The 23,740-nt window shown below is 46.2% G+C and carries 17 protein-coding genes and 1 tRNA gene; 1 reads left to right on the top strand and 17 read right to left on the bottom strand.

Annotation, left to right across the window (positions count from 1 at the left end; all coding sequences use genetic code 11):
- Positions 1-121 precede the first annotated feature (121 nt).
- The 11 genes from HXT38_RS00860 to HXT38_RS00810 form a co-directional block, all read right to left on the bottom strand.
- The gene (locus tag HXT38_RS00860) at positions 122-2,023 is read right to left on the bottom strand and encodes a SpaH/EbpB family LPXTG-anchored major pilin (protein WP_421791874.1); all 1,902 of its coding nucleotides are present in this window, start codon (positions 2,021-2,023) and stop codon (positions 122-124) included.
- Between the two features lie 274 nt (positions 2,024-2,297).
- On the bottom strand, positions 2,298-4,625 hold the full coding sequence (locus tag HXT38_RS00855; protein ID WP_421791872.1) for a hypothetical protein: 2,328 nt from the start codon (positions 4,623-4,625) through the stop codon (positions 2,298-2,300).
- Positions 4,626-4,956: 331 nt separating this feature from the next.
- On the bottom strand, positions 4,957-5,877 hold the full coding sequence (gene nusG / locus HXT38_RS00850) for a transcription termination/antitermination protein NusG (RefSeq protein ID WP_421791870.1): 921 nt from the start codon (positions 5,875-5,877) through the stop codon (positions 4,957-4,959).
- Positions 5,878-5,918: 41 nt separating this feature from the next.
- A complete protein-coding gene (gene secE, locus HXT38_RS00845) occupies positions 5,919-6,146 on the bottom strand; it encodes a preprotein translocase subunit SecE (protein WP_004106254.1) in 228 nt (75 codons plus the stop codon).
- 36 nt (positions 6,147-6,182) lie between these two features.
- A tRNA-Trp gene (locus tag HXT38_RS00840) sits at positions 6,183-6,258 on the bottom strand.
- Positions 6,259-6,415: 157 nt separating this feature from the next.
- The gene (locus tag HXT38_RS00835; RefSeq protein ID WP_410295764.1) at positions 6,416-7,654 is read right to left on the bottom strand and encodes a pyridoxal phosphate-dependent aminotransferase; all 1,239 of its coding nucleotides are present in this window, start codon (positions 7,652-7,654) and stop codon (positions 6,416-6,418) included.
- A 102-nt stretch (positions 7,655-7,756) separates the two neighbouring features.
- Positions 7,757-8,902 (bottom strand): glutamate 5-kinase, encoded by a 1,146-nt coding sequence (gene proB / locus HXT38_RS00830; RefSeq protein WP_004106251.1) that lies wholly within the window; start codon positions 8,900-8,902, stop codon positions 7,757-7,759.
- Positions 8,903-8,927: 25 nt separating this feature from the next.
- On the bottom strand, positions 8,928-10,610 hold the full coding sequence (gene obgE, locus HXT38_RS00825) for a GTPase ObgE (RefSeq protein ID WP_004118573.1): 1,683 nt from the start codon (positions 10,608-10,610) through the stop codon (positions 8,928-8,930).
- Positions 10,611-10,757: 147 nt separating this feature from the next.
- Positions 10,758-11,009, bottom strand: a complete 252-nt coding sequence (gene rpmA, locus HXT38_RS00820) for a 50S ribosomal protein L27 (RefSeq protein WP_004106248.1) — start codon at positions 11,007-11,009, stop codon at positions 10,758-10,760.
- A 33-nt stretch (positions 11,010-11,042) separates the two neighbouring features.
- Positions 11,043-11,351, bottom strand: coding sequence for a 50S ribosomal protein L21 (gene rplU, locus HXT38_RS00815; RefSeq protein ID WP_004111933.1), 309 nt, complete (start codon positions 11,349-11,351; stop codon positions 11,043-11,045).
- A gap of 174 nt (positions 11,352-11,525) precedes the next feature.
- The gene (locus HXT38_RS00810; protein WP_410295763.1) at positions 11,526-14,843 is read right to left on the bottom strand and encodes an Rne/Rng family ribonuclease; all 3,318 of its coding nucleotides are present in this window, start codon (positions 14,841-14,843) and stop codon (positions 11,526-11,528) included.
- Positions 14,844-15,237: 394 nt separating this feature from the next.
- Here HXT38_RS00810 and HXT38_RS00805 point away from each other — a divergent pair, with 394 nt between their 5' ends.
- Positions 15,238-16,179, top strand: coding sequence for an AEC family transporter (locus tag HXT38_RS00805; protein WP_421791868.1), 942 nt, complete (start codon positions 15,238-15,240; stop codon positions 16,177-16,179).
- A gap of 221 nt (positions 16,180-16,400) precedes the next feature.
- On the opposite strand, the gene HXT38_RS00800 is transcribed toward HXT38_RS00805, so the two are convergent.
- The 6 genes from HXT38_RS00800 to HXT38_RS00775 form a co-directional block, all read right to left on the bottom strand.
- The gene (locus tag HXT38_RS00800) at positions 16,401-17,840 is read right to left on the bottom strand and encodes a Maf family nucleotide pyrophosphatase (protein WP_421791866.1); all 1,440 of its coding nucleotides are present in this window, start codon (positions 17,838-17,840) and stop codon (positions 16,401-16,403) included.
- Positions 17,841-17,873: 33 nt separating this feature from the next.
- Positions 17,874-18,950, bottom strand: coding sequence for a homoserine kinase (thrB, locus tag HXT38_RS00795; RefSeq protein ID WP_116442848.1), 1,077 nt, complete (start codon positions 18,948-18,950; stop codon positions 17,874-17,876).
- Between the two features lie 18 nt (positions 18,951-18,968).
- On the bottom strand, positions 18,969-20,342 hold the full coding sequence (locus HXT38_RS00790; RefSeq protein ID WP_421791864.1) for a homoserine dehydrogenase: 1,374 nt from the start codon (positions 20,340-20,342) through the stop codon (positions 18,969-18,971).
- A 61-nt stretch (positions 20,343-20,403) separates the two neighbouring features.
- Entirely contained in the window at positions 20,404-21,396 is a 993-nt protein-coding gene (locus HXT38_RS00785; RefSeq protein ID WP_004118563.1) for a CPBP family intramembrane glutamic endopeptidase, read from the bottom strand.
- Positions 21,397-21,497: 101 nt separating this feature from the next.
- Positions 21,498-22,640 (bottom strand): D-alanine--D-alanine ligase family protein, encoded by a 1,143-nt coding sequence (locus HXT38_RS00780; RefSeq protein WP_004106228.1) that lies wholly within the window; start codon positions 22,638-22,640, stop codon positions 21,498-21,500.
- Positions 22,641-22,712: 72 nt separating this feature from the next.
- Positions 22,713-23,708, bottom strand: coding sequence for an NAD(P)H-dependent glycerol-3-phosphate dehydrogenase (locus HXT38_RS00775; RefSeq protein ID WP_004106227.1), 996 nt, complete (start codon positions 23,706-23,708; stop codon positions 22,713-22,715).
- Between the last annotated feature and the right edge of the window lie 32 nt (positions 23,709-23,740).

The following is a 23,740-nucleotide window of genomic DNA, read 5'->3' as shown; positions in this document are numbered from 1 at the left end:
AGGTTCGCGCGAGCGAAAAATCTCAAATCTTTACCACACAAATATGAGTCTAGGATTTAGTTCAGTAAACCCTAGACTCACACTTTGCTATTAGACTACAAGACCAGCTTTAGAAAGCGGATCAAGCGTTCTGCTGCTGTTCTTCTTCCTTGCGATTGCGCACGTACATAATCACGCTCGCAACAATAAGAACTATGCCCACAACAGCGAAAATCAGCACGCCGTAAGCACCAGTTGCAGGAAGATTGAACCAGAAGCTCTTGCCGTTGTCGCCGCCCTTAAGTGGGAGGTCCTCAAACGGCTCAGCCGTAGTCTTATCTTTCTCAACAGTCACAGCATGAACTACAGGAGAAATCGCATAACCCTTAGGAGCTTTAACCTCAACAAGATAAACAGGAACACCAGCGCGAGTCTTGTATGCCTTCGCGAAGTTACCTTTAGAATCTGTTGTAGCAGTCTGCACATCAGTAGTAGCAGCACCAACTGGTTGGGAAGCACCAGCTGCAGCAGCATCATTAATAGTTGACGCAGCCTTGCAAGCATCAATCGAGCCAAGTTCCTTATTTTCCTTCAGACCTTGAGCGCAAGCATCAGCCTTAGCCTTATCAGCAAAAATCCTGAACTCAGCATTTTCAAGCGGCTTCTCTTCAGTACCTTCCTTGTAGAACTTATGCACCTGAAGGAAACCGAAGTCAATAGTCGCTTGAGAATGATCATTATCAGGAATGATTGGCGGCAAGTCACCCTCATTCTTCTCATGAGCCTGGAAGAAGCCAGACTTGTTTACAACCTCATCCTGCGATTTATCCTTCTCAGCAACACTATCAGTGCCAGTCGGAGCTTTAGTGTTCTTGTAAGCATCACTAAGCTCAAACTCAAGATCAACCGTAACCTTAGGTGCTTCTTGACCTTCAGTAACGTTATTCAAGGCAGTAGCAATCTTACCTAAGCCATCATTATTAAACGTTACAAGAATACGCTTATGACCAGCAGCAAGATCCTTACCACCAGCTGCAGTAGCATTGTCTACAACACTAACGGTGTACATATCTTTATTTTGATTGTCTTTTTTATCAAGACTAGTTTCGCCAATCTTTACATGCTTCACAACACTTGCATCAATAGTCTTGAAGGCAGCGGTTGGAGCATCATCGAAGACCTTATAACTCTGAAGATTAGCAGCCGTCAACTTACCATTTTTAGGCTTAGCTTTGTTCACTTCCGCAGTAATCGTGAAAGGCACTTTATCCTTAACGCTAGCGAACTTAGTCTTATCGTAAACCTTCTGAATAGTAGCCGATAGATCCTTGTTCTTCGGCTTCACAACAGGATTATAGTTATACGAAACAGTCGTCTTTGCATCCTTGCCCTCGCTAGTAGTGTACTCCGGCAAAGGAAGCGTCATATAGAAGGATTGCAAATCCGAAACACCATAGCCCTTAGGCGCGTTAGTTTCCTCAACCTTATACAAACCAAGATCAAGATTATTCTTGCCATCACCAAACTTGGCTATACCATTTTCACCAGTGGTCTGCGTCTTAGCGTTATCAGTATCAAGCTTGACTTCTGCATCAGTGCCACTGTCTTTAATAGTGTGATCGTTCAGCTTAGTAACAAGCTTTGCAATCTTCTGCCAAGACTCAAATTTGCCAAGATCTAAGTTAACATACTTGTCACCTTCCTTAACAGAAGTGACTTTAGTCAATTTGAAAGTAGCGTCTTTAAGCGGCTTAAAACCAGTTTTGCATTGAGGCTCTGTTTGTGTCTGAGAAGAAGTATCTTTATCATCCTTCGTCTTCTTCACGCACTTAAGAATGGTTATAGTACCTTTTGTCGGAGCATCCTTCTCCCACGGAGCCTTAGGATTCTCAGTAGCATGGGTTTCATTATGCACAGGATGGTTAGGATCCGGTTTCGCACCCCACGCAACGCCAGCCACGGTTACAGCGCCGGCGACGCACAGCGTGCCAGCCATCGCAAGCGACGCAACCGCCGCCACGAATTTATTAGTGAACTTTTTCATGTTCACTCCTTTCATTTGCCGTTTTACGGCAACTAGAAAATTAATTTGCATTGATAATGCTCATACGAGTAAAGTTTTAAAATTTTTGGCATTTACCTTGTGTTATCACGCTCCCGAATCCCGAAAGACTGCGCGATAGAACAATACGCAATAAAACAATACGCAATAAAACAATACGCAATAAAACAATGCGCGAAACAGGAAGGCTTTATGCGCAAATGCGTACGTAATCGCCTTATGCGAAGCACGACGAGTAAATGCATATACAACTGCTTTATACGTGATTGCATAAGCCTCGCCACCTTCCCAAAATTAATTTGCGACCGCGCTCATTTTGACTTACCACAAAGCCAGCAGCCAGCAGATTCACCAGTAGCGCTGCAAGAATACCCAGCTGCAAATTCCAACTCTGACCGCCCGTGTGCGGCAAAGTAAACTTGCTCACCGAATCAATATTGAGCGTAAAAGCAGCAAAATCCTTATTTTCTTTAAGAGACTTATCACCAGCTAATGCCTTATCAATGTCCGTAGGCGTTTGCTTGCCAGATTGAGCATTGAACGCTTTAGGCTTTAGCGCGTACACAACGCACTGGTAATTGCCAACAGCAGTAGGCTTCAAGGTCACTTCCATAGAAGCTTGAGATGCAACTTTATCCGCAGTACATTTACCATCCCCTGCTTCATTGCATCTAGTTTGCTCCGTATCCTCAGGCACACTCAACCCAAGCTCGGCAAGATTGCTACTCCAAGTATTGTATTCAAGATTCTCCGCAGGTTGCGTCGAACCAGAAGGCTGCACAGGTTGCGAGCCAGATTGCGCACTGCTATGCGAACCAGCGCTGGTATTAACGCCACTTGAGCCAGTACCGCCAGTCGAAGCGCCACCACCAGCATTATCCTTCTTCTTTTCGCCCTTAGAGCACAGCACGCGCAATGTAATCTTATTCTTGCTATCCGCCGCAGAAGTAGCATCAATAAACGGCTTAAGCTCCATACCGATCATTGCAGAAATCTTGTTATTCTTGCTAGTCAACGCATTAGAGCCCTTAAAAGGATAAACATTAAGCGCAAGCTTATCATCATCTCCAACTTGGATTTTTACAGTCTTATAATCCCAGTCAATACCTTGTTGAATATCCGCCTTATTGTCCCACTTATCTTCAACAATGTTTCCCTCAAACAGAGACTTCTTACCTGCATCATCTTTGACTTTTTTATTAAACTCGTCTGATACTGTAGAACTTTCGAAATGTTTACCTCCACCGCTACTTACTAACTTAGTATCCTTAATAGCAAACACTTTGCACTCAAAAGTCCCAGCCTTTGTAGGCGTGCCACTAATCCAGCTTTGAGATTCCTCAGTATAATCATCATTCTCATATACAGCAGAATCCTCTGCACCAGTAGAAGGTCGATCCTTACCATCCATGTGCTTGAACTGAGTCTGCGTACCTAAACTCAAACCATTAACACTGTCTAACGTATAACTATCGGCACTATCACTAGTTTCTGCACTACCATTAGTACTAGTCTCTTTATGGCAAATCATATGGTGATGAATATAACCAGGCTCTTCTTTGGATTGAGAATCAATAAAAAGCTTATTAGTAATAGCTTTAGACTTCTGTTTTATAATAATTTTGTCATCGCTTACAGGAACTTTATCATTCTCTTTCCTAAAATCGTATAAGCTCAGCGATAAATCATTTTTTGATATATCAGATTCGTCAATTTTTACACTTACATCAATTTTTTTACCTTTTGTATCAGTAGGGTGGTATATGCCAATTTTGAATGTATAACTACCGCGATCCCATTTGCCTGGGCGCAACGTAACAGAACCATCAAAGCCTGTTTTATCTTTACTAGTATCCTTAACTTTAGTGGCACCATTATCTTTTTCAAAATTCGCCCAACTTGGTACAGGATCTTCACCATCTTTTTCTAACGTAAACCACAAGCCGCCTGGTACACCGGTTTGTTTTCTAGTCTTTCTTAATTTGAACTCTGGGGTAATAGTTCTAGTTTCACCACGCTTTATTAAAATAGTCTTACCATCATTATCTACAGTAGGACTACCAATATTGTAGCTAATCTTGTAGCATGAACTTAAACTCTTCTTCCCCTTGCACTCTTTCGGAAGCTGAGGATCTTCATTCGCACCTCTGTCAGTGCCTTTAACAGCTTTCGTAGAATCAGCAGCTTTATTTTTAGCATCTTTAGCTTTTTTATTTACAGCAGTCTCAGACTTAGCTTTATCGACAGACACATCTGCATTCTGCTGCTTTTCAACAGGCTTCGATTCCTTATTATCTTTATTTAAAGTACTTGAAGTATCAGTATTTTTCTTATTAGGCTCAGTATTAATAGATTCACTCTGCTTAGTCTGCTGCTTATTCTCATCATCATTTTTAGCAGAACCAGACTTAGCACCTTCAACCTTCTCAGTAACAGTAGTATTCTCACCAGCGCTCAACGCATAAGTTGGAGCAATCACAAAAGTAGCAAGCAACATTGCAATCGCCACGAAAAAAGCAAATAACGAACGACGAATTGAGCGCACTAGTCGAAGGAAACGGCTAAATATATGCGAATTAAACATATACACCTACCTTCTAATCTGCAAAGCTTACGAATCATAATGCCATCATTACGATGACACTTAAAAAAAAACAACTCAATTACTCTGCTTAAACACTCAGCACTATACCCCCCCCCCACGCCTATTTGCAAGCCAAAATAAATATTTGGAAATATTTATTATTTACATTGATAAAAGCACTGTAATTGCAAGAAAATTTAGGATTATTTCCCCATTTTACGGCGTGTTGCAGTAAATAATAAAAACCGGGGCGCGAATTAACACACCCCGGTTTGTAAAAGTTACAAAAACTTAAAGCTTTTCACTCAAGCTTTTGGATCAGTCTTTCATCTCAAACAATCGGCTCCACTTGGTTGAATCCAAGCTCCACAGGAGTTTCACGCCCAAAGATGGAAACCAACACTGTAAGCTTCTGAGTTGTAGGCTCCACATCCGAAACCACAGCTGCCATCGTTGAGAATGGACCGTCAGTCACAGTCACCTGATCGCCAACCTTGTAAGCAACCTCAACCTTACGCTTGCGCGCTGCAGCCGGCTTATCGCCAGCATTCTTCAAAGCTTCGGAAGCAATCATCGGAGCCATCATTGACACAACTTCCTTGCGGCTCAATGGTGCAGGCTCTCTAGAAGGACCAACAAAACCAGTCACACCCTCAGTCTCGCGCACAATGCGACGAGCGTTCTCATCCGGCCACATGCGAATCAACACATATCCTGGCACACGCACACGGGTAATAACCTTCTTACCCTTTTCTGTATGCTTCTCGACTTCTTCCATAGGAACTTCAATCTGGAAAATCTTATCTTCCAAACCAAAGTTCTGCACGCGGGATTCAACGTTAGTTTTCACGCGCTTTTCGTAACCAGAATACGTGTGAAGAACGTACCACTTGCCTTCCAAAGTGCGAAGTTTCTTAGAAAATTCTGCTACAGCGATTGCGCCGGCATCAGTTGGGTCGGCTTCGTTCACATCATCAGCATCAGTAGTTTCGCCAGTATCGCCAGCATCGCCAGTTTCGCCAGTTTCGTTAGAAGCATCAGCAACACTGTCAGCTACAACACTGTCAGCAGCAGCGCCATCAGCTACATCAGCTTCAACATCAGCAGATTCCTCATCCACATCAGCTTCAACAGACTCGCTAGAAGCAACAGCTTCATTATTCACAGCTGATTCGTTTGCTTCGTCAGCATCATGAGAAGCAAAAGCCTCATCAGCTTCACTTGCTTCTTCGAGATTGAATTCATCAGTCATCTTGCATACACCTTCAAAATTTCAACTCAGCCAATTTCAACTCAGCCGAACAGCCACATTACGGACTTACCCAAACCGAAGTCCATGCAGGTGACGAAAGCCATCAAAAATACAACAAATATGAAAACTGCAGACGACCAAGCAAACAACTCTTTGCCATGAGGTGCAATAACCTTGCGTGTCTCGTCAATAGTTTGCTTAACGAACATGCCAATACGCACGAACAAGTTATGCTTTACTGCTTTCTTAGTACTGCGTGCCTGCGCCATGCTTGAATCCTTCGTGTAAAAACTTGAACAAAAAACTGGCAGGGACGGCGGGACTCGAACCCACAACCTACGGTTTTGGAGACCGTTGCGCTACCAATTGCGCCACATCCCTAAGGTGAACTTGCTCATCATACCCCAAAAGGAACGAAATAGCAAACCGCCAGATAGACATACTATCTCATGGGCATGATTTCGTTATATCATCACACAAAAGCGAGTGTCGCATTTTGCAATGGTAAGCAAGTTCTTATTTTGCAATAAATACTTGCTTAAGCTTCAACCCACTTCTTCATGCGACGCATGCCCTCAGCAAGCTGGTCGTCAGCAAGAGCGCAAGAGAATCGCAAATATCCAGGAGCACCAAAAGCCTCTCCTGGAACCGCAGCAACATGCGCTTCGTCAAGCAACATTTCAGCAAATCGAGAAGAAGTATGCGGCACTTCGCTATGCTCCCCGAGCGGACGCTCAAGCAGCTCCTCAACGTTAGCAAACGCGTAAAAAGCGCCATGAGGAAGAGGGCAAGTAACGCCGTCAATATTGTTCAACGCTTCCACAATCGCTTTGCGTCGAGCATCAAAAGCCTCGCGCATAGTGGCAACCACGTCAAGCGAACCGCCGACTGCAGCAATTGCTGCACGCTGCGAAATATTAGAAACATTAGAAGTCATATGGCTTTGAAGCTTAATTGCAGCTTTAGCAACATCTTCTGGTGCCACCATCCAGCCAACACGCCAGCCAGGCATGGCGTAAGTTTTCGCAACACCATTCAAAATCAGCAGCTGCTCGCGAATTTCCGGCACCTCAACGCCAATATACGAAGTCGAAATGCCGTCGTAATGCAGGTGCTCGTAAATCTCGTCAGAAATAACCCAAATATGGTGTTTTACAGCCCACTCGCCGATTGCGCGAATAGTTTGCGCGCTCCAAATAGCGCCTGTAGGATTCGAAGGCGAAGTTACGATAATTGCGCGCGTGCGTGAAGTACGAGCTGCCTCAATCGCCTCAATATCTGGTTCAAAACCGCGATCTGCACCTGCCAAAACTGGCACAGGTACACCGCCTGCAAGCTTCACAGCCTCCGGATAACTCGTCCAATACGGAGCTGGAATAATAACTTCGTCGCCATCATTTAAGAGAATTTGGCAAGCCTCATACACAGCTTGCTTTCCGCCGTTTGTAACTACGACTTGTTTTGGGGAAACTTCGTAGCCGGAATCTCGCTGCACTTTGCTCGCAATCGCCTCCCTAAGCTCCGGTAAACCTGCCGTAGCAGTATAACGATAGTTGCGCGGGTCTTTACACGCTTGTGTTGCAGCATCAACAATATAAGAGGGAGTAGGAAAATCTGGCTCGCCTGCGCCAAAGCTTACAACGTCAATGCCGTCAGCTTTCATAGCTTTTGCCTTGCCGTCTACCGCCAAAGTTGCACTCGGAGCGACTCGGTTAATACGCTCGCTTAATACGCGCCAATTTTCTGAGGATGAAGTTTCTGCAATATTCTCTGCCATGATTTACAGTGTAACCTTAAGCCGCGAAACGAGCGAAACAAGCGAAACTGTCGAAAACACAAAACCATTTGGTGAAATCGACAAAACACGAACCACTAGTAATCACACAAGCACGAGATTGTCGCGGTGCACAACCGGATGCGCATACTGACGGCCGAGTGATTCTTCAAGCTCATCGCTCGTACGCCCCATAATCTCCGGAATTTCCTCCGCGTCAAAAGCAACCAAACCCTTAGCCAAATGGTTACCCTGCTCATCGTCAATCCACACAGGATCCGTCGCCGAAAACTCGCCACGCACGCCAACAATACCAGCCGCAAGCAAGCTCGCGCGACCTCCGCGAACCGCCTTCGCAGCACCATTATCAACCACCAAAACTCCGTGCGGATGCGAAGCAAAACCAATCCAAAGTCGCCTTGAAGAATCGCGCGTATGCACCGGCGCAAACACAGTACCAACAGCATCTCCAGCCAGTGCCGGACCGGCATTTCCAGCGCAAGTTAGCACAGTTGGAATTCCCGAAACTGCAGCAACATGCGCAGCTTCCATCTTCGTTACCATACCACCGGTACCTACGCCCGAAACGCTTGCGCCAACTTTCACTTCTTCAATCGCGCGCGTCACATCTGGAACAAAACTCACACGCTTAGCACCCGGCTCACTAGGTGGAGCAGTATAAAGAGAATCCACATCCGTAAGCAACACAAGAGCTTCCGCTCGCACAATATTTGCTACAAGAGCCGCCAAACGGTCGTTGTCACCAAATCGAATTTCGTTGCTAGAAAGTGCATCATTTTCGTTTACTATTGGGATTACGCCAAGCTCAAGCAAACGTAGCATTGTGCGTTGCGCATTTCGGTAGCGCGACGGCGAAATAGTAACGTCCGCCGTAAGAAGCATTTGCCCGACTCTGAAACCAAATTGCGAAAATGCAGCTTCGTATTGAGCCATAAGCAATCCTTGGCCAACTGAAGCCGTTGCCTGCTGAGTTGGCACATCTTTAGGACGCTCATTAAAGCCGAGCAAACCAAATCCAGCTGCAATTGCGCCAGAAGACACAAGCACAATGCGAGCGCCTTGCATTTGCGCGTGACTTATTGCAGTCACAAGAGCGCGCAACTTTTGCACATCCAGCTGACCGGACGCGCTCGTAAGTGAGCTTGAGCCAACTTTTACGACGATTGTGCGCGCCTCACGAATTGAACACCGAACCCCATCTTCGGTAAGCTCAATTTCTGGATTATTCATAAGATTCCCCTTGACCTTAATTTTTCTAGTTTTTCTGCTCTTCTCCACGACCAAACAAGCTATTTTCATCATGGCGATCGTCATCCACAGAAGGATCTGCCCAGTGACCCGACTTTCGCTCAGCCATCATCGCGTCTCGAACTGCGCTCTTTGCATCCATCATGCTGTGATAATCTCGTCTACGCTCAGCATTCGTACGCCTTGCTCCGCGAGGATCGTTCGCTTCGATTCGCAAATCCTTACCACGCGCACCCAAGTTAGCGCCGTCCAATCCTTCTGCACCGGCAGCAATACTTGGATCCCAATCGAAACAAACCATATGATTCCCAGTGCCAATACGAATTTCGTCTCCTGGACGCGCGCCCTTCTTGCGCAATTCATCCTCAACACCAAGCTTTGCTAAGCGATCTGCCAAATAACCAACGGCTTCGTCGTTGTCAAAATTCGTTTGTACAACCCAGCGCTCAGGTTTTGCGCCAGTAACAGTGAACCAAAAATCACCATTCCTATCTTCTTCGCGCTTAATTTCAAAGTCTGCGCTATTTCCACGTCCATCATCGCGGCGACGACGCAAAGCTGAAGTCTGCTGCTCAAGCGGCTGGATGACAACACGCTCTTCTTCTCGTGCTGCTTCCTCGGCAGCGAGCTTCTCGCGCATCTTTTCAACCAATCGTCCAAGCGCAAAACCAAGCTCTTTCAAGCCTTCGTGAGACGCGGTAGAAATCTCAAATACAGTCAATCCCATTTTCTCAAATTCACCGCGTACAAAATCAGCCAATTCTTTAGCTTCAGGCACATCTACTTTATTTAGCACAATAATGCGCGGACGCTCAGGAATTGGAATCGCACCCAACGGAAGCTCAAGTTTATCAGCGTATTGCGCAAGCTCATGCTCAAGAGCGTGGTAATCGCTAATTGGATCGCGATTTGGCTCCAGCGTTGCGCAATCAATTACATGCGCAATAATCTCTGTGCGCTCAATATGACGCAAAAACTCAAGACCTAAGCCTTTTCCTTCGGAAGCTCCTGGAATCAAGCCTGGAACGTCTGCAATTGTGTAGCGATAGTTGCCGAAGCTTACAACGCCTAGGTTTGGCACCAAAGTAGTAAACGGGTAATCAGCAATTTTCGGCTTAGCTGCACTAATTGAGGCAACTAAGCTTGATTTTCCTGCAGAAGGGAATCCAACTAAAGCTACGTCTGCGATAGACTTGAGTTCCAAAATTACGTCGCGTTCTTCGCCAGGCTCGCCTAAAAGCGCGAATCCTGGGGCACGACGAGTTTTGTTTGCGAGTGCTGCGTTGCCAAGACCGCCGGCACCCCCCTGCGCCACAACGAATTTGTCTCCAACATGTTGCAAATCCGCCAAAACTTCGCCAGGTCGCTTTTGAGAGCCTGCGGCACCGCGTGCTGTAAAAACAACAGTTCCAACAGGCACTGGAAGCACTAAGTCTGCACCTTTTGAACCATCTTTAGTGTCACCTAAGCCCATCGTACCGTTTTCTGCAGTGCGGTGAGGCATGAAGCGGTAGTCAAGTAAGCTGTTTGCGTTGCGATCAGCTACAAAAATAACGGAACCGCCGTCACCGCCATTACCGCCATTTGGGCCTGCTAATGGTTTGTACTTTTCGCGACGAACTCCGGCAGATCCGTTTCCACCATCTCCGCCTTTTACATGCACTGTTACGCGGTCTACAAAATCACTCATACTGCTACCTTACTCGAAGCTAAACACCTAAATTCTCGGGAACATGCGAGAACAAAAAAGCCGCACCGAACTGGGTGCGGCTTAAACGTTTTATCGCCGAGTTATTATCGTCGACTTATTGTTGAAGCACTTTGGCTTAGCTAAAATTCAGGCGGTAACAACGTCAACAACCTTGCGGTCGCGACGGATACCGAACTTCACATTGCCGTCCACCAAAGCGTACAGCGTGTGATCCTTGCCCAAAGCAACATTCTGACCTGCGTGGAACTTAGTGCCGCGCTGACGAACGATAATGTTGCCAGCCACTACAGCTTCACCGCCAAACTTCTTAACACCAAGATATTGCGCTTGTGAGTCGCGACCGTTGCGCGAGCTAGACGCACCCTTCTTATGTGCCATCTCACTGTCCTTTCAGGTTTATAACACCGTCAATCAGGCGATGGCCGTGATCTTGACGAGAGTCAACTTCTGACGATGACCCTTGCGACGAGCCACACCAGTCTTGTTCTTATACTTCATAATGCTAATCTTTGGACCTTTGGCTTCGTCATTCAAGACTTCTGCCTTCACCGTGATCTTAGCAAGATCCTTGGCGCTTAAGGTCACCTTAGCACCGTCAACAACGAGCGCGACCGGGAATTCCACGGTATCGCCCTTCTTTGCATCGAGACGGTTCACGAGAATGGCGTCGCCAACCTCGACCTTCTCTTGATGGCCACCGGCCTTCACAATCGCGTACATAATTCGTTCCTTAGCTCAATTGAAAGCTTACTTTTGCCTTGCGCACAGCAAAACGCGCGCGGCAAGACACCGACTATCAAAAATACACCTACCCATGTACTAACGTCAAGTCGCTAGATTCATGAGTCAATGCAGACAATATTCAATATTGTACTCAAGGCATATACTTAGTCACTATTCAGAGGCGCAATCATCATTTTCTGTAGTTTCTTGCGTAGTTTCCTGCGTAGCATCTTGCATAGGTTCTTGCGTAGTATCTTGCGCAGGTTCTTGCGCAGGTTCTTGCACAGGTTGCTCCGAAGTATACCCAGCAATCTCTTGCGTAGTATCCTCTAAATTATTTTCAATTAATTCTTCAGAAGTTTTATTCGCTTCACTAGTTTCCGCAACTTCACTAGTTTCAGCAGTTTCGCCAGCATCCGCAGTTTCGCCAGTTTCATCCGCCTTAGAAGATACAGACTCTTTGTCAGAATTCAAAAAATTGCTATACTGCGTTTCTTCTTCAGATTTATGAGCTGCGTCAGTAATTACAGATGCGGCAGCTATACGCGCTAACTTAGCTCTCACTTCCGCACTAGAACCCTGCTGCTTAACAGGAGCAGGCTGTTCCGTTGCACTTCCATGACCATACTTGTTTGTTTTAACAAAAGGATCTCCGCCCTTAAGCGCGTAAGGATCCGCATATTCCGAAGAAACAGTAGGCTCATCGTGCAAAATAAATCCACGTCCCTTGCACGTTGGACACTCTTCAGAGAACGCTTCAACTAAGCCTTGGCCAACGCGTTTACGTGTCATTTGCACAAGACCAAGAGACGTAACTTCAGCAACCTGATGCTTCGTGCGATCCCTAGCCAAGCATTCCAAAAGCCTACGCAAAACCAAATCGCGGTTCGCTGGCATAACCATATCGACATAATCGATCATGACCATGCCACCAATATCGCGCAAACGAAGCTGGCGCGCAATCTCTTCAGAAGCCTCCAAATTACAACGAGTAACCGTTTCTTCCAAAGACTTACCACGCCCAATAAATCGTCCAGTATTTACATCGATCGTAGTCATTGCTTCCGTACGGTCAATCACAATAGAGCCGCCAGCTGGCAAATAAACCTGACGCTCCATGCCCTTACGAAGCTGACTATCAATCTGCCACTTATCGAAAACGTCTTTGCCTTCATGCTCAGCAGGATCCCAATATTCAACCTTGCTGCGCAAATCTGGAGCCATCATCTCAAGATATTCATCAATTCGCTGACGCACTCCCTCGCCTTCAACAATAAGCTTTTGGAAGTCATCGTTGAAAATATCGCGCACAACACGAATTGCCACATCAGGCTCACCCTGTAACAGCTTAGGACGCTTTCCATGCAAGTATTCTTCGCGCTTAGCTTCAATGCGCTCCCACTGCTTAACAAGCGAATCTAAGTCTTTTTCAATCGACTCCTCGCTTGCACCGTCAGCAGCAGTACGAATAATAACGCCCATATCTTTTGGTGCAATCTTCGACACAATAGCGCGCAAACGCGAGCGCTCTCGATCTGAAAGCTTGCGGCTTACACCTGTCATACCGCCAGATGGCACAAGCACTAAGAAACGCCCTGCAAGAGTTACTTGCGAAGTCAATCGAGCACCCTTATGTCCAATTGGATCCTTAGTAACCTGCACAAGCACAGGATCGCCAGACTTAAACGCAAGCTCAATTCTACGAGGTTGACCTTCAAGACGAGCCATATCCCAATTAACTTCGCCTGCATAAAGCACGCCATTCCTGGCCTGACCAATATCTACGAATGCAGCTTCCATGCTTGGAAGTACGTTTTGAATGCGCCCAAGATAAATATTTCCAACAGTAGCAACTTCTTGAATATCAGAAACGTAATGTTCTACAAGAATATTGTCTTCAATAACGGAAATTTGCGTGTGGCGATCGCGCTCACGAACAACCATTAATCGTTCAACATTTTCGCGACGAGCAAGGAAATCTTGCTCCATAAGAAGGTTTTGACGGCTACGCTCACGCCTATTATCTCTACGGCGTTGGCGCTTTGCTTCAAGTCGCGTAGAGCCTTCAATATCCGTAATTTCGTCTATATACTGCTGCTTGCGCGAGCGGCGAGAAGTCAAGTCGTCTTCGTTCGCATTAGTGTAGTCGGATGACTCTTCCTGAGAAGACGCAGAATTTGCGTCATCAGAGGATTTAGAACGGCGGCGACGACGGCGACGCGTATAAAGAGTTTCTTCCTCATCTTGCTCACGAAGTTCTTCTGGATCTGGAATTAAATCGCGATCTTCTTGAGAGACTTCATCCAGACTTGTGCGTTTTGTGCGAGAATTCACGTCATCGTCAAGATCATTTGAAATATCAATGTCTAAATCGCGACTTCCATTGCGGCTTTCATTTCGATCAGTGCGAGAGCTACGACGGCGACGACGGCGACGCGTAATCATTATTTCATCGTCATCGTTGCCATTATTCGCATTATAATCGTCGTTTGTACCTCTGTTATCGCCTTCGTCACTGCTATTACGGCTATCTCTGTTATCTCTGCTATTGCTACCGCCTCTGCTGTCTACTGCACCGTTTTCATTTCGAGCGTCATCATCATTAGAGATGTTATTCGACATATTGCGACGATTAGAACGCCTATTCGAAGTATTTTCTGCAGATAAAATATCGCTAACATCAAGAGTTTCATCGATGCGCGTATCAATGGGAGCATAAACAATATTGTCGTATGCAAGATCCTCTTCAATTTGCTCAACTTCAGCTGCAGCACGTCGCTCAACAGCATTCAATCTGCGAGAACGGCGAGAACGCTGGCTTTTGCGAGTTTTTTCATCGCGATCATCTTGCGAATCCTGAAAATTCTTAGCGTACTCAGAATCTTGAGAATACATAGAATGACTTGTTTCACGCGATGTTTCACGACTATTCCCTCTGCCACTATCACGCTTTATTTCGCTTGAATTCTCGCGTCTTTCAGAACGAGACTTGCGTTCGCTACTATCACGACTATCACGAGAATCACGGCTATTGCGTCCACCGCGCCTTCCGCGAGAAATATCACGTAAATCATCGCGCAAATCATCATTCAAGCCATCACGCGAGTTGTCACGCAAGTCATTACGCGAACTGCTGCTTTCCTCGCTACGATCGTTCACTACCTTAGGAAGAACTGGCTCCTGGAATAGGAGCGAAGTTATTGGGCGCGATTTAACAACATGCGGCTCAGAATTCTTCGCACTAGAATCCTCAACTTTTAGTTCCATTGCTTCTCCAGCCGCACCGGCACCACGAGTAACTCGTCGACCGCGACGGCGACGCGTAACGCCAGAGCTTTGCTGCAAAGTATCACCGGCAGCCATATTACTTTCCGCAAAATCTGTAGATTGCATTATTCCGGACATTTCCGCAGAAGTAGCGGTTTTAGACACAGTTCTACTATTTTCAGCTTCAGATTCATTGAAGCGTTCTCTTATTATTCTGGGCACTATGCTCCTCACGAGACGCTGCATCGCCTCGCATCCCTGGCTTTAAGTTAAGCACGCACGTGCGCGAGCCACCCCAAAGCTCTCTACAAAGTCTAGCTGCGCGACAGCGGACGCCAGCCTCGGAAAACGCTCACGAGGGGATCGACGCCATCGATTGCCTGGCGGCTTGCAGTGCCACCGCTCTCTAGTATGCCATATTGCCGAGTCAAATATATGACTCGTTGAATATTAAAATTTGCATCGCTGTTTTTAAGCCAATTAGCAGTTACTAAAAATTCCAATAATTTCAAACTTATCCATAGCGCACATAAAAGTTGCGTATCTCTCCTATAGTTACAGCATAGGTTCGCACGCATGCAATTTGCGTGCGATTAACGAATTTTGGAGGCAAGAAATGGGCTTAATCAGCGCAATGCAAGGCTTTTGCGTAATTGGCATTGTTATTGCTGCAGGCTACGTTACTGCTCGCATGCGCGTTGGCGGTTCACAGGCTCAAATGGTCCTAAATCGCGTAAGTTTTTTCGTTTCCAGCCCTTGCTTAATGTTTGCAATACTTTCTAAAGAGCCTATTTTTGAGATTTTTCACTCTTCGATTTTTGTTGCATTCTTTTCTGCGATGATTGTTGGAGTTGCGTTCGTTCTGCTTAATCGCTTTTGCTTCCATCTTCCTGCAGCTGACTGCACTATAGGTGCTCTCAATTCTCTTTATTTAAATTCAAACAATATTGGCTTGCCGGTTGCGACTTATATTTTGGGAAATCCTGCGCTTGTTGCTCCGATTTTAGTTATGCAACAGGCTGTATTTACTCCTGTTGGTTTGACTGTTTTCGACATTACAACTACTGGGAAATGTTCGCTTAAGCGCATCGCTCAGCAGCCTTTAAAACAACCACTTTTAATTGGTTCGCTTGGGGGAATTATTATTTCTGCAATTTCCGCAAAAGTTGGCTACTTCCCTGTTCCTAATTTTCTTTACGATCCAATTAAGATGATTGGCGATTCTGCAGTTCCAATGATTTTAATGGCTTTTGGAATGTCGCTTTACGGCAGCAAGCCTTTGCAAAAAGATTCTAATCGCGCTGCTATTGCCACGGTTGCTGTGTTAAAAAATCTTATTATGCCTGCAATTGCGTTTTTGCTAGCTTATTTTGTGATGGGTTTCCGCGGGGCGACTTTGTATGCGTGCGTTGTGTTAGCTGCTCTTCCAACTGGTCAAAACGTTTACAATTATGCTGCGCGCTACAACGTCGGCTTAAGTTTTGCGCGCGACGGCATACTGTTTTCTACTGTCACTAGCCCAATTTGCATAGCCGTAATTGCCGCAATTTTGGGATGATTTCGTGCGCAGTTTATGCCGCCTACGCGCGCAATGCTGCGCTCAGGCAGGTCGGAGCGCACACAAAACACAACCCAGTTTCTAAAACCCAACCACACAAACCTGCCCTACCTTCGTCAATCGAGACGAAGGCAGACCTCGCTTGCGTTGAAAGCACACCGTGCTTTCAACCCTAAGCAAGCTCGGCGCTCCGAGTTGCTTTAGCTCGCGCTGTGCTGCGCTCAAGCATGTCGGAGCGCTAACTCATCAAGGCGCGCACGGAAAGACGGCCAATCCGTGCGCATTGCCGTAAGCAGCTTCAGCTTAGGCACGTCGTCAATCGGCACCCACTTAATTTCCATACTCTCGTCGTCGTGCGCGCAAGGATCCACACTATGCCCCGGCTTTTCAAACGCAAAAACCGTTGTATAACACCAGTTTCCGTGATCCTCGCGGTAAGCTCCAACAACTTCAATATCTCCCGAAGTAATATTTGCTTCCTCGAAAGACTCACGCAATGCGCCCTCAATCGCGCTTTCTCCATCGGAAATTGCGCCACCAGGGATGCCCCAAGTGCCACCTTCAGCGCTCCAAAGCGCGCGATGTTGCATCACAACGTGCGTCACGCGACCAGTTTCGGCATCTCGCCTAGCAAGCAGAACTCCAGCAGCACCGTTATGACCCCAATGCCTGCGACCACAATCGCAATGCACCCAGCCATCTCCCGGCTGATGCACATTTTCTTTAGGCACTTCCGTGGAAGTCGGATCATTCTTTTCGCCAGTTTCTTCCAAGCTTTCCTTATTCCACAAATCCGGCCAAGCGTATCCAAACTCTGAAACCATTTGTCTCAGCAGCGGCAAGCTGATTCCAAGAACACCGTGAGGATCTCCATTAATGCTTTCAATAAAAGCTCCGCCAAAACCTTCTAGTGTAAAGGATCCTGCAACTTCTAGAGGTTCACCAGTTGCTACATACGCGCGAATTTCCGCGTCACTCATTTGCGCAAAAGTTACGCTTGCATGGCTTGTTTTGCAAATAGTTTTGCCGGTTTTTGCGTCGATTAAGCAGTGGCCAGTCCACAATTGTCCTGTTTTTCCGCTCATCTGCTTGATTCTCTCAAATGCCACTTCGGGAGTATGCGGCTTTCCGTAGCACTCACCATCGAGTAAGAACATGGAATCGCAGCCAACAATCAGCACACCGCTACAATCATGAGAAGATTTATTTGTATATGCAAAATCGTGAATATCGAAAGTTTTTGTAGGAACAGTAACGCCTGAAAAATCGCGAGTTTGCGCCGTATCTACGTTATGCGTTACGTCTGATTGCGAATCGCTTGCTAAAGCATTACCAGCAGATTTCGCAGTTTCTGCAAGTTCAGAAGATTCAGTTTCAGCTTCCAGCGGATACCCCACAACTAAATCGCCACTAGCCGAAGCAGCCGTATCCGCCACACGTTTCCACGCATGGTACACAGCTTGAGCTTTTGCGCGAGCCAAAATAGAAACTCGCTGCTCAACACTCAACTGCTCAACGCTTGCACCTCGCTCACTAACGGCATCACGCAAAGCCGCCGGCTCATCCACTTCGCTTACGTGAATTACCGAAATCACGCCAGCCGCCGCCAAAACCGCTCTACGCGAAGGAGACTGCGAGGCTAAAATCAACGAAACTGTCATACCTTACCCTTCCCTTTTACAACTTCACACAACTTATTCGCGAGTTATTGCAACGCCAGTAGAATCAACAGGCACGTGCAAAACGCGCCAGCCCGTACGCGAAAGCCACGGCTCGGCAATTGCGTCGATTTTTTGAGCTGCACTCTTGTTATACTCGGCATCTCCTGCATAAAATACAGCAACGCACGATCCTGCTCCCGAAATCGCTGCAGCAAAACCATGCTCGCGCAACGTTTCCACTAGCTTCCACGAATCTTTCATAAGATTTGCACGATACGTTTGATGAAGAGCATCTTGAGTTGCTGCAAAAAGTAGCGCATTTCGCGAAATATCAGATTTTACTGTGCATAATTTATTTTCAGAATCGCTATTTAACTCACCAAAAGCAACCGGAAGCATTGCAGCTCGCGACACGTTAAATATTGCGTCACCATACGGCACTTTTGCCGGAAGCGCGCGCCTAGCAAGCTCTGTAGAAAGCTCGAAATCAGGAACGAATACCGACACAGAAATATCTTGCGAAACTTTGTATCGCACAGTATGAAAACCGGTAGAAAGCGGAGCTTCGCAATCTCCAGCCACGCGCACAGAACCTTTACCTTCCCCAGCATCAAGCTTCCAGCTCATCGTCAAACCGCCAAAAACTGCAGGAGCAACATTGTCTGGATGACCTTCAATTGCGGCCGCGATTTCGAAAATTGCTTCACGATTAAGCTCACCTTCGTGCGCAAAAGCCCAAGCAGCAGCAACAGCAGCAACAATCGCTTCTGCAGAAGAGCCCATACCGCGCGCTTGCGGAATCCGATTATGCGCTTCTAACGTAAATCGCAAGTTTGGCAGACCAAATATTTTGCAAGCTTTGCGAAAAGTCGCTACAACTAGATGCGTTTCATCTTTTGGAAGCGTATCCTCGCCTTCGCCGTGAATAATTACGCGCACGTTTCCAGCATAATCGAGCGAATCAAGCGAATTTTTAGAACGATTATCATCCAGAGTAAAAACTAAAGAATCCGCATAATCAAGCGCAATACCGGCTGCATCAAACCCAGAACCAAGATTTGCGCTAGTTGCTGGCACGCGCACGGAAACACTGTTACATACTGGCTTCATACGATCACCTGCAGCTTTTCACTTTATAACACGCAAAACTAGCGGCTTTTCGCACACAACGTCCAACTTCTGCAAATCCTCGCAAATAGCTTGAACCTCAGCTTCCGAACATTCGCTCACAAGCACGCGCACACTGCCAGGTCCACCAAGACCGCACTGTGGACAATCCGAATCACCTTCAGTCTGCGCATACTGCGCTTCACAAGCCGAAGCCAAACGCTCAGCTGCAACGCCATGATCTGCAAAAACATCCATAACTTCGCTGCACAAAGCCAAAGAAGTATCTTCCATATTGCAACGAATCACAAAATCTGCTCTGGTCTGCTCGCTAGAAGCCGGCACATACTTGTTGTACATTGGCACGCCAAAACCTGCGCATCCACGCACAAGATTTCGAGCAGCACTAACAACATCTCCAACAACAGCACTTGCAGTTGGAGCGCCGCCGGCACCGCGTCCGTAGAACATCAAATCATCTGCAGCCTGCGCCTTCACAAATACAGCATTAAAACTGCCATGAACCGATGCCAAAGGATGCTCCGCGCCAACAAGCGCCGGATACACACTAACGCTTACGCCGCCATCTGAGTTTGATTCGCTGTCGCAATGCCTTTCAACTGCTGCAAGTAGCTTAATTACACGTTTTTCCGCGCTCGCTGCAGCAATATCTTCAGAGTCAATCGCGCTAATTCCTTCAACAGAAACATCGTCAATACTTACCGGCATTTGGAATGCGAGAGTTGCAAGAATCGCAGCTTTATTTGCCGCATCGAAACCTTCAACATCTCCAGTCGGATCTGCCTCAGCATAACCCTTTTCTTGAGCTGCGCGTAAAGCCGAGTCAAAATCAAGTCCGCGCACAGTCATTTCGTCAAGAATATAGTTGGTAGTTCCGTTTACGATTCCAAAAATTTGCGTAATTTCGTCGCCAATAAGTGACTCTCGAAGCGGTCGAACAATAGGAATCGCTCCTGCTACAGCCGCCTCAAAGTACAAATCAACTCCGTGACTTTCTGCACACTCGTATAATTCCGGACCAAACTTCGCAAGCAACGCTTTATTTGCAGTAACAACAGATTTTCCGTGGCATAGCGCACTTTTTACAAAAGTATGAGCCGGCTCAAGTCCGCCAATAAGCTCGATTACAATATCAACATCTTCGCGGGTGCACAAAGAGGCAGTGTCTGTAGTTAGCAAATCACGCTTAATCCAAGAAGCGTCAACTTCTTCCGGATGCAAGCACGCAACTCCTGCAAGCTCAATATTTGCACCAATTCTAGCCGCAAGCTCTTCACCTTGCTCAACTATAAGTCGCGCTGTTTGCGAACCGACTGTTCCGGCACCAAGCAATCCAACGCGAATAGTTTTATTGGCTAATTTTTTGCTTAACATATAACTCGCCTCCTTAAGTCATAAATTTTGAATTTTTGTTTTTCGTTACGAAAAATAGCAGTTACGAAAAAAGCATCATCACATTAAGAATCACAGAAATAATCAAAAATGCAATTACACCTACGGTTCCATAAAGTGATTTCAAATTATTTTCCTTAGGCAATTCCAAAGGCGCATCAAAGAAAACTAAATATCGGCGACTACGAGCAAGTAACACTATTCCAACTACAAGCACTGCAAACACAAATATGCTATATAATCCAGCTAGCACAAATCCAGAAGGCAAATCCATTAACTCTTTATTCGATAATTTGTCAATTTCTATAACATTCCCGTTTGCATCTGTCATCTGTTTTAGTAACCATAAAGCAACAACGCTTCCTTGGAAGTTCACAATCATGTGAAGAAATATGCTGTAACGCAATTTAGAAGTGCGTACGTACATGTACCCGAGAATAAGCCCAAGCCCGAAAGCGTAGAAAAATTGGAATATATTCATGTGGAATAATGCAAAAGCTAAAGCAGAGAACACAATTGCTTTCTTTTCGCCATACACACGCAATCGAGAAAGTATTTGCTTTCTAAAAAACCATTCTTCCATAATAGGAGCAAGAATCACTACGAACACAAACGTTTCCCACATATTTCCAGACACAATAGTCTCTGAAATGCGATTTTCTGCTTTACCGTCTGTAATAATTGAAGCTAATGTTGTACCAATTAAGTTTCCTCCATACATAACTGGCACACTAACTGCGTAGAATCCCAAAAATTGACGCAAAGACATAGAAAATTCACGCGACGCAAGAGTTGGTACTGCTCGCATAATCAGCATTGCAATAGGAAGCGCTATTAAATATTGCGCAATGTCAGACACTAATATTGTTGCAATAGATTTTTCTAAAAATTCTTTAGGCAAAAAATACGGAAAACACATACCTAATGCATATGCAGCAGCAATCCACACAACCATGAACATGCATAATGACATTCCAATAGTTCCCTGCCGCTTTCGCGCCAACAAATATGTGTCGTCATGTTGTATCTCTTGCATACTCATTCCTTTTGTTATTCTTTACGCTTTATTGTGATTTTTCGCTTTTTATTTGACGTGTGCTACGTTTGCGCTGCTTGCGCTACTCGCACTATTCACACTTACTTAAGCACACCCTCAATAAGCTTCGTAATTAAATCGCCATAGCTTATTCCGGTTGCTTCCCAAGCTTTTGGATACATGGAGATTGGCGTAAACCCAGGCATTGTATTGATTTCGTTGATCATCACATGACCTTCAGGAGTCACGAACGAATCAACACGGCTTAATCCTCTACCGTCTGCTGCTTTGAATGCTGCGAGCGCTGTTTTACGCACGAGCTCCAAAGTTTCCGCAGGAAGATCTGCTGGAACTTCCACGTGCGAAGCCGCGGAATCCATGTATTTGCTATCAAAATCGTAGAACTGATCTTCGCCAGCCTGACGCTTGTCTAACACAATTTCACCTGGCAAACTTACTTTCGGCTCCTCGCCATCGCGAGCTGCAAGAACCGCACACTCGATCTCGCGCGCGTTAATTCCTTGCTCTACTAGCACTCGCCAATCGTGCTTCGAAGCTTCAAAAACGGCTTGTGCTAAAGCCTTAGCATCATGCGATTCCACTTTTGTTACGCCAAAACTAGATCCTGCACGGCTTGGTTTTACAAAAAGCGGATACTCGAGTTTTGCTGCCTCAACTTGCGCAAGCATTTCGTTTGCGTACGCAGCAAAGCGATTCGTCGAGTCACTTGCAAATTTTCTAGCATCCAACGCAATTCCTGGAGCGACATCAATTCCGGCAGCCTTAAACAGTTGCTTTGCGTAGTATTTATCCATGCATGCAGCCGAAGCCAACACTCCGCAACCGACGTACGGCACTTGCATCATTTCTAGCAAACCTTGCAAAGTGCCATCTTCACCGTTTGGACCATGAAGAACTGGGAAAACAGCGTCGATATGACCTAAACTTTCAAGCGTGTCGTCCGCTTTTCGCACCAAGAATCCGTCTGCACCCTTTGCAGGGTCAAGCACAACATCGCGCGTTCCAGCGGTTTTTGTGATTACTGGCAACTCGCCTTCTTCCATGCGGAAGTTACGAGGATCTTCACCACCAACAATCCATTCGCCTTGTTTTGTGATTGCGATCCGCACAATGTCAAAACGATTTTCGTCTACAGCACTGAGCACTCCAGCAGCAGATATGCAAGAAATCGAATGTTCGTCTGCCTTACCGCCATACAAGAACACTACACGCTTTTTCGTCATTTTTTTCCTTTATATATTTTTGAATTATTCTAATTATTTTGGATTAGTTTTGATTATTTTCGCAAACGCTACTTACTCTTCGCAAACGTCGTCGTCGAAAAGCATTGCGAGCATTTCTTGGCAGGAAATTCCTTCTTCAAGCACGCGAGCCATTGCACTTGCAAGCGGAGTTGCAACACCCAAACGCTTGCCCATTGCAACTACTGCACTTGTGGTTGGCACGCCTTCTGCAACACCATTGCTCACGGCAGTTGCTTCTTCAACGCTCATGCCTTTTCCAAGATTTGCACCGAAAGTATAGTTGCGGCTTAGAGGAGATCCACAAGTTGCAACTAAATCACCAAAGCCAGCAAGACCTGCAAAAGTGCGCGAATCTGCGCCTTCTGCTACGCCCAATGCCGTCAATTCTGCCAAACCGCGCGTTTCAATCATAGCCGCCGTATTTTCGCCATATCCTGCGCCTCGAGCCATACCAACTGCGAGCGCAACCACGTTTTTAAGCGAGCCACACATTTCTACGCCGATTACGTCTGTTGACACAAATGCTTTAAAGTAGCTGTTTGAGCATGCTTTTGCAACTACTTCTGCCTGAGATTTTTCTGCGCAAGCAACTACTGCTGCAGCCGGGTGGCGAGATGCAACTTCCTTGCTCAAGTTTGGTCCGGAAAGTGCAGCAAAACGGTTACGCGGTAAGTTCAAAGCTTCGCACACAACTTCATCCATACGTTTGCCGGTTGTGCGCTCAATGCCTTTCATAAGCGAAACAACGATCGCATTTTGTGGAATCAAACCCACAAAACCTTCCAACGCAACGCGAGCAAACTGTGCCGCAATCGCCACGACTACAATATCCGCATTCGCAACAGCCTCTGCTCGATCCCCAGTTGCAGTCATGTTTTCTGGAAGTTTTTCTACGCTAGGCAGACGCACGCCATTATGATGATGATCGCGAATTCCTTCAACAATTTCCGGCTCTATTGCCCACATTGTCACTTGATTTCCTGCATCCGCAAGTACTTGTCCAAACGCAGTTCCCCAAGCACCAGCACCCAACACCGTAACGTTCATGTTTTACGTCCTGCCTTTCGGTTGTGAGTTTT

This window comes from Gardnerella sp. DNF01157, from assembly GCF_049244225.1.
GTDB lineage: Bacteria > Actinomycetota > Actinomycetes > Actinomycetales > Bifidobacteriaceae > Bifidobacterium > Bifidobacterium leopoldii.
The sequence above is the reverse complement of the archived record's forward strand: the minus strand, read 5'-3'. Positions and strand labels throughout refer to the sequence as shown.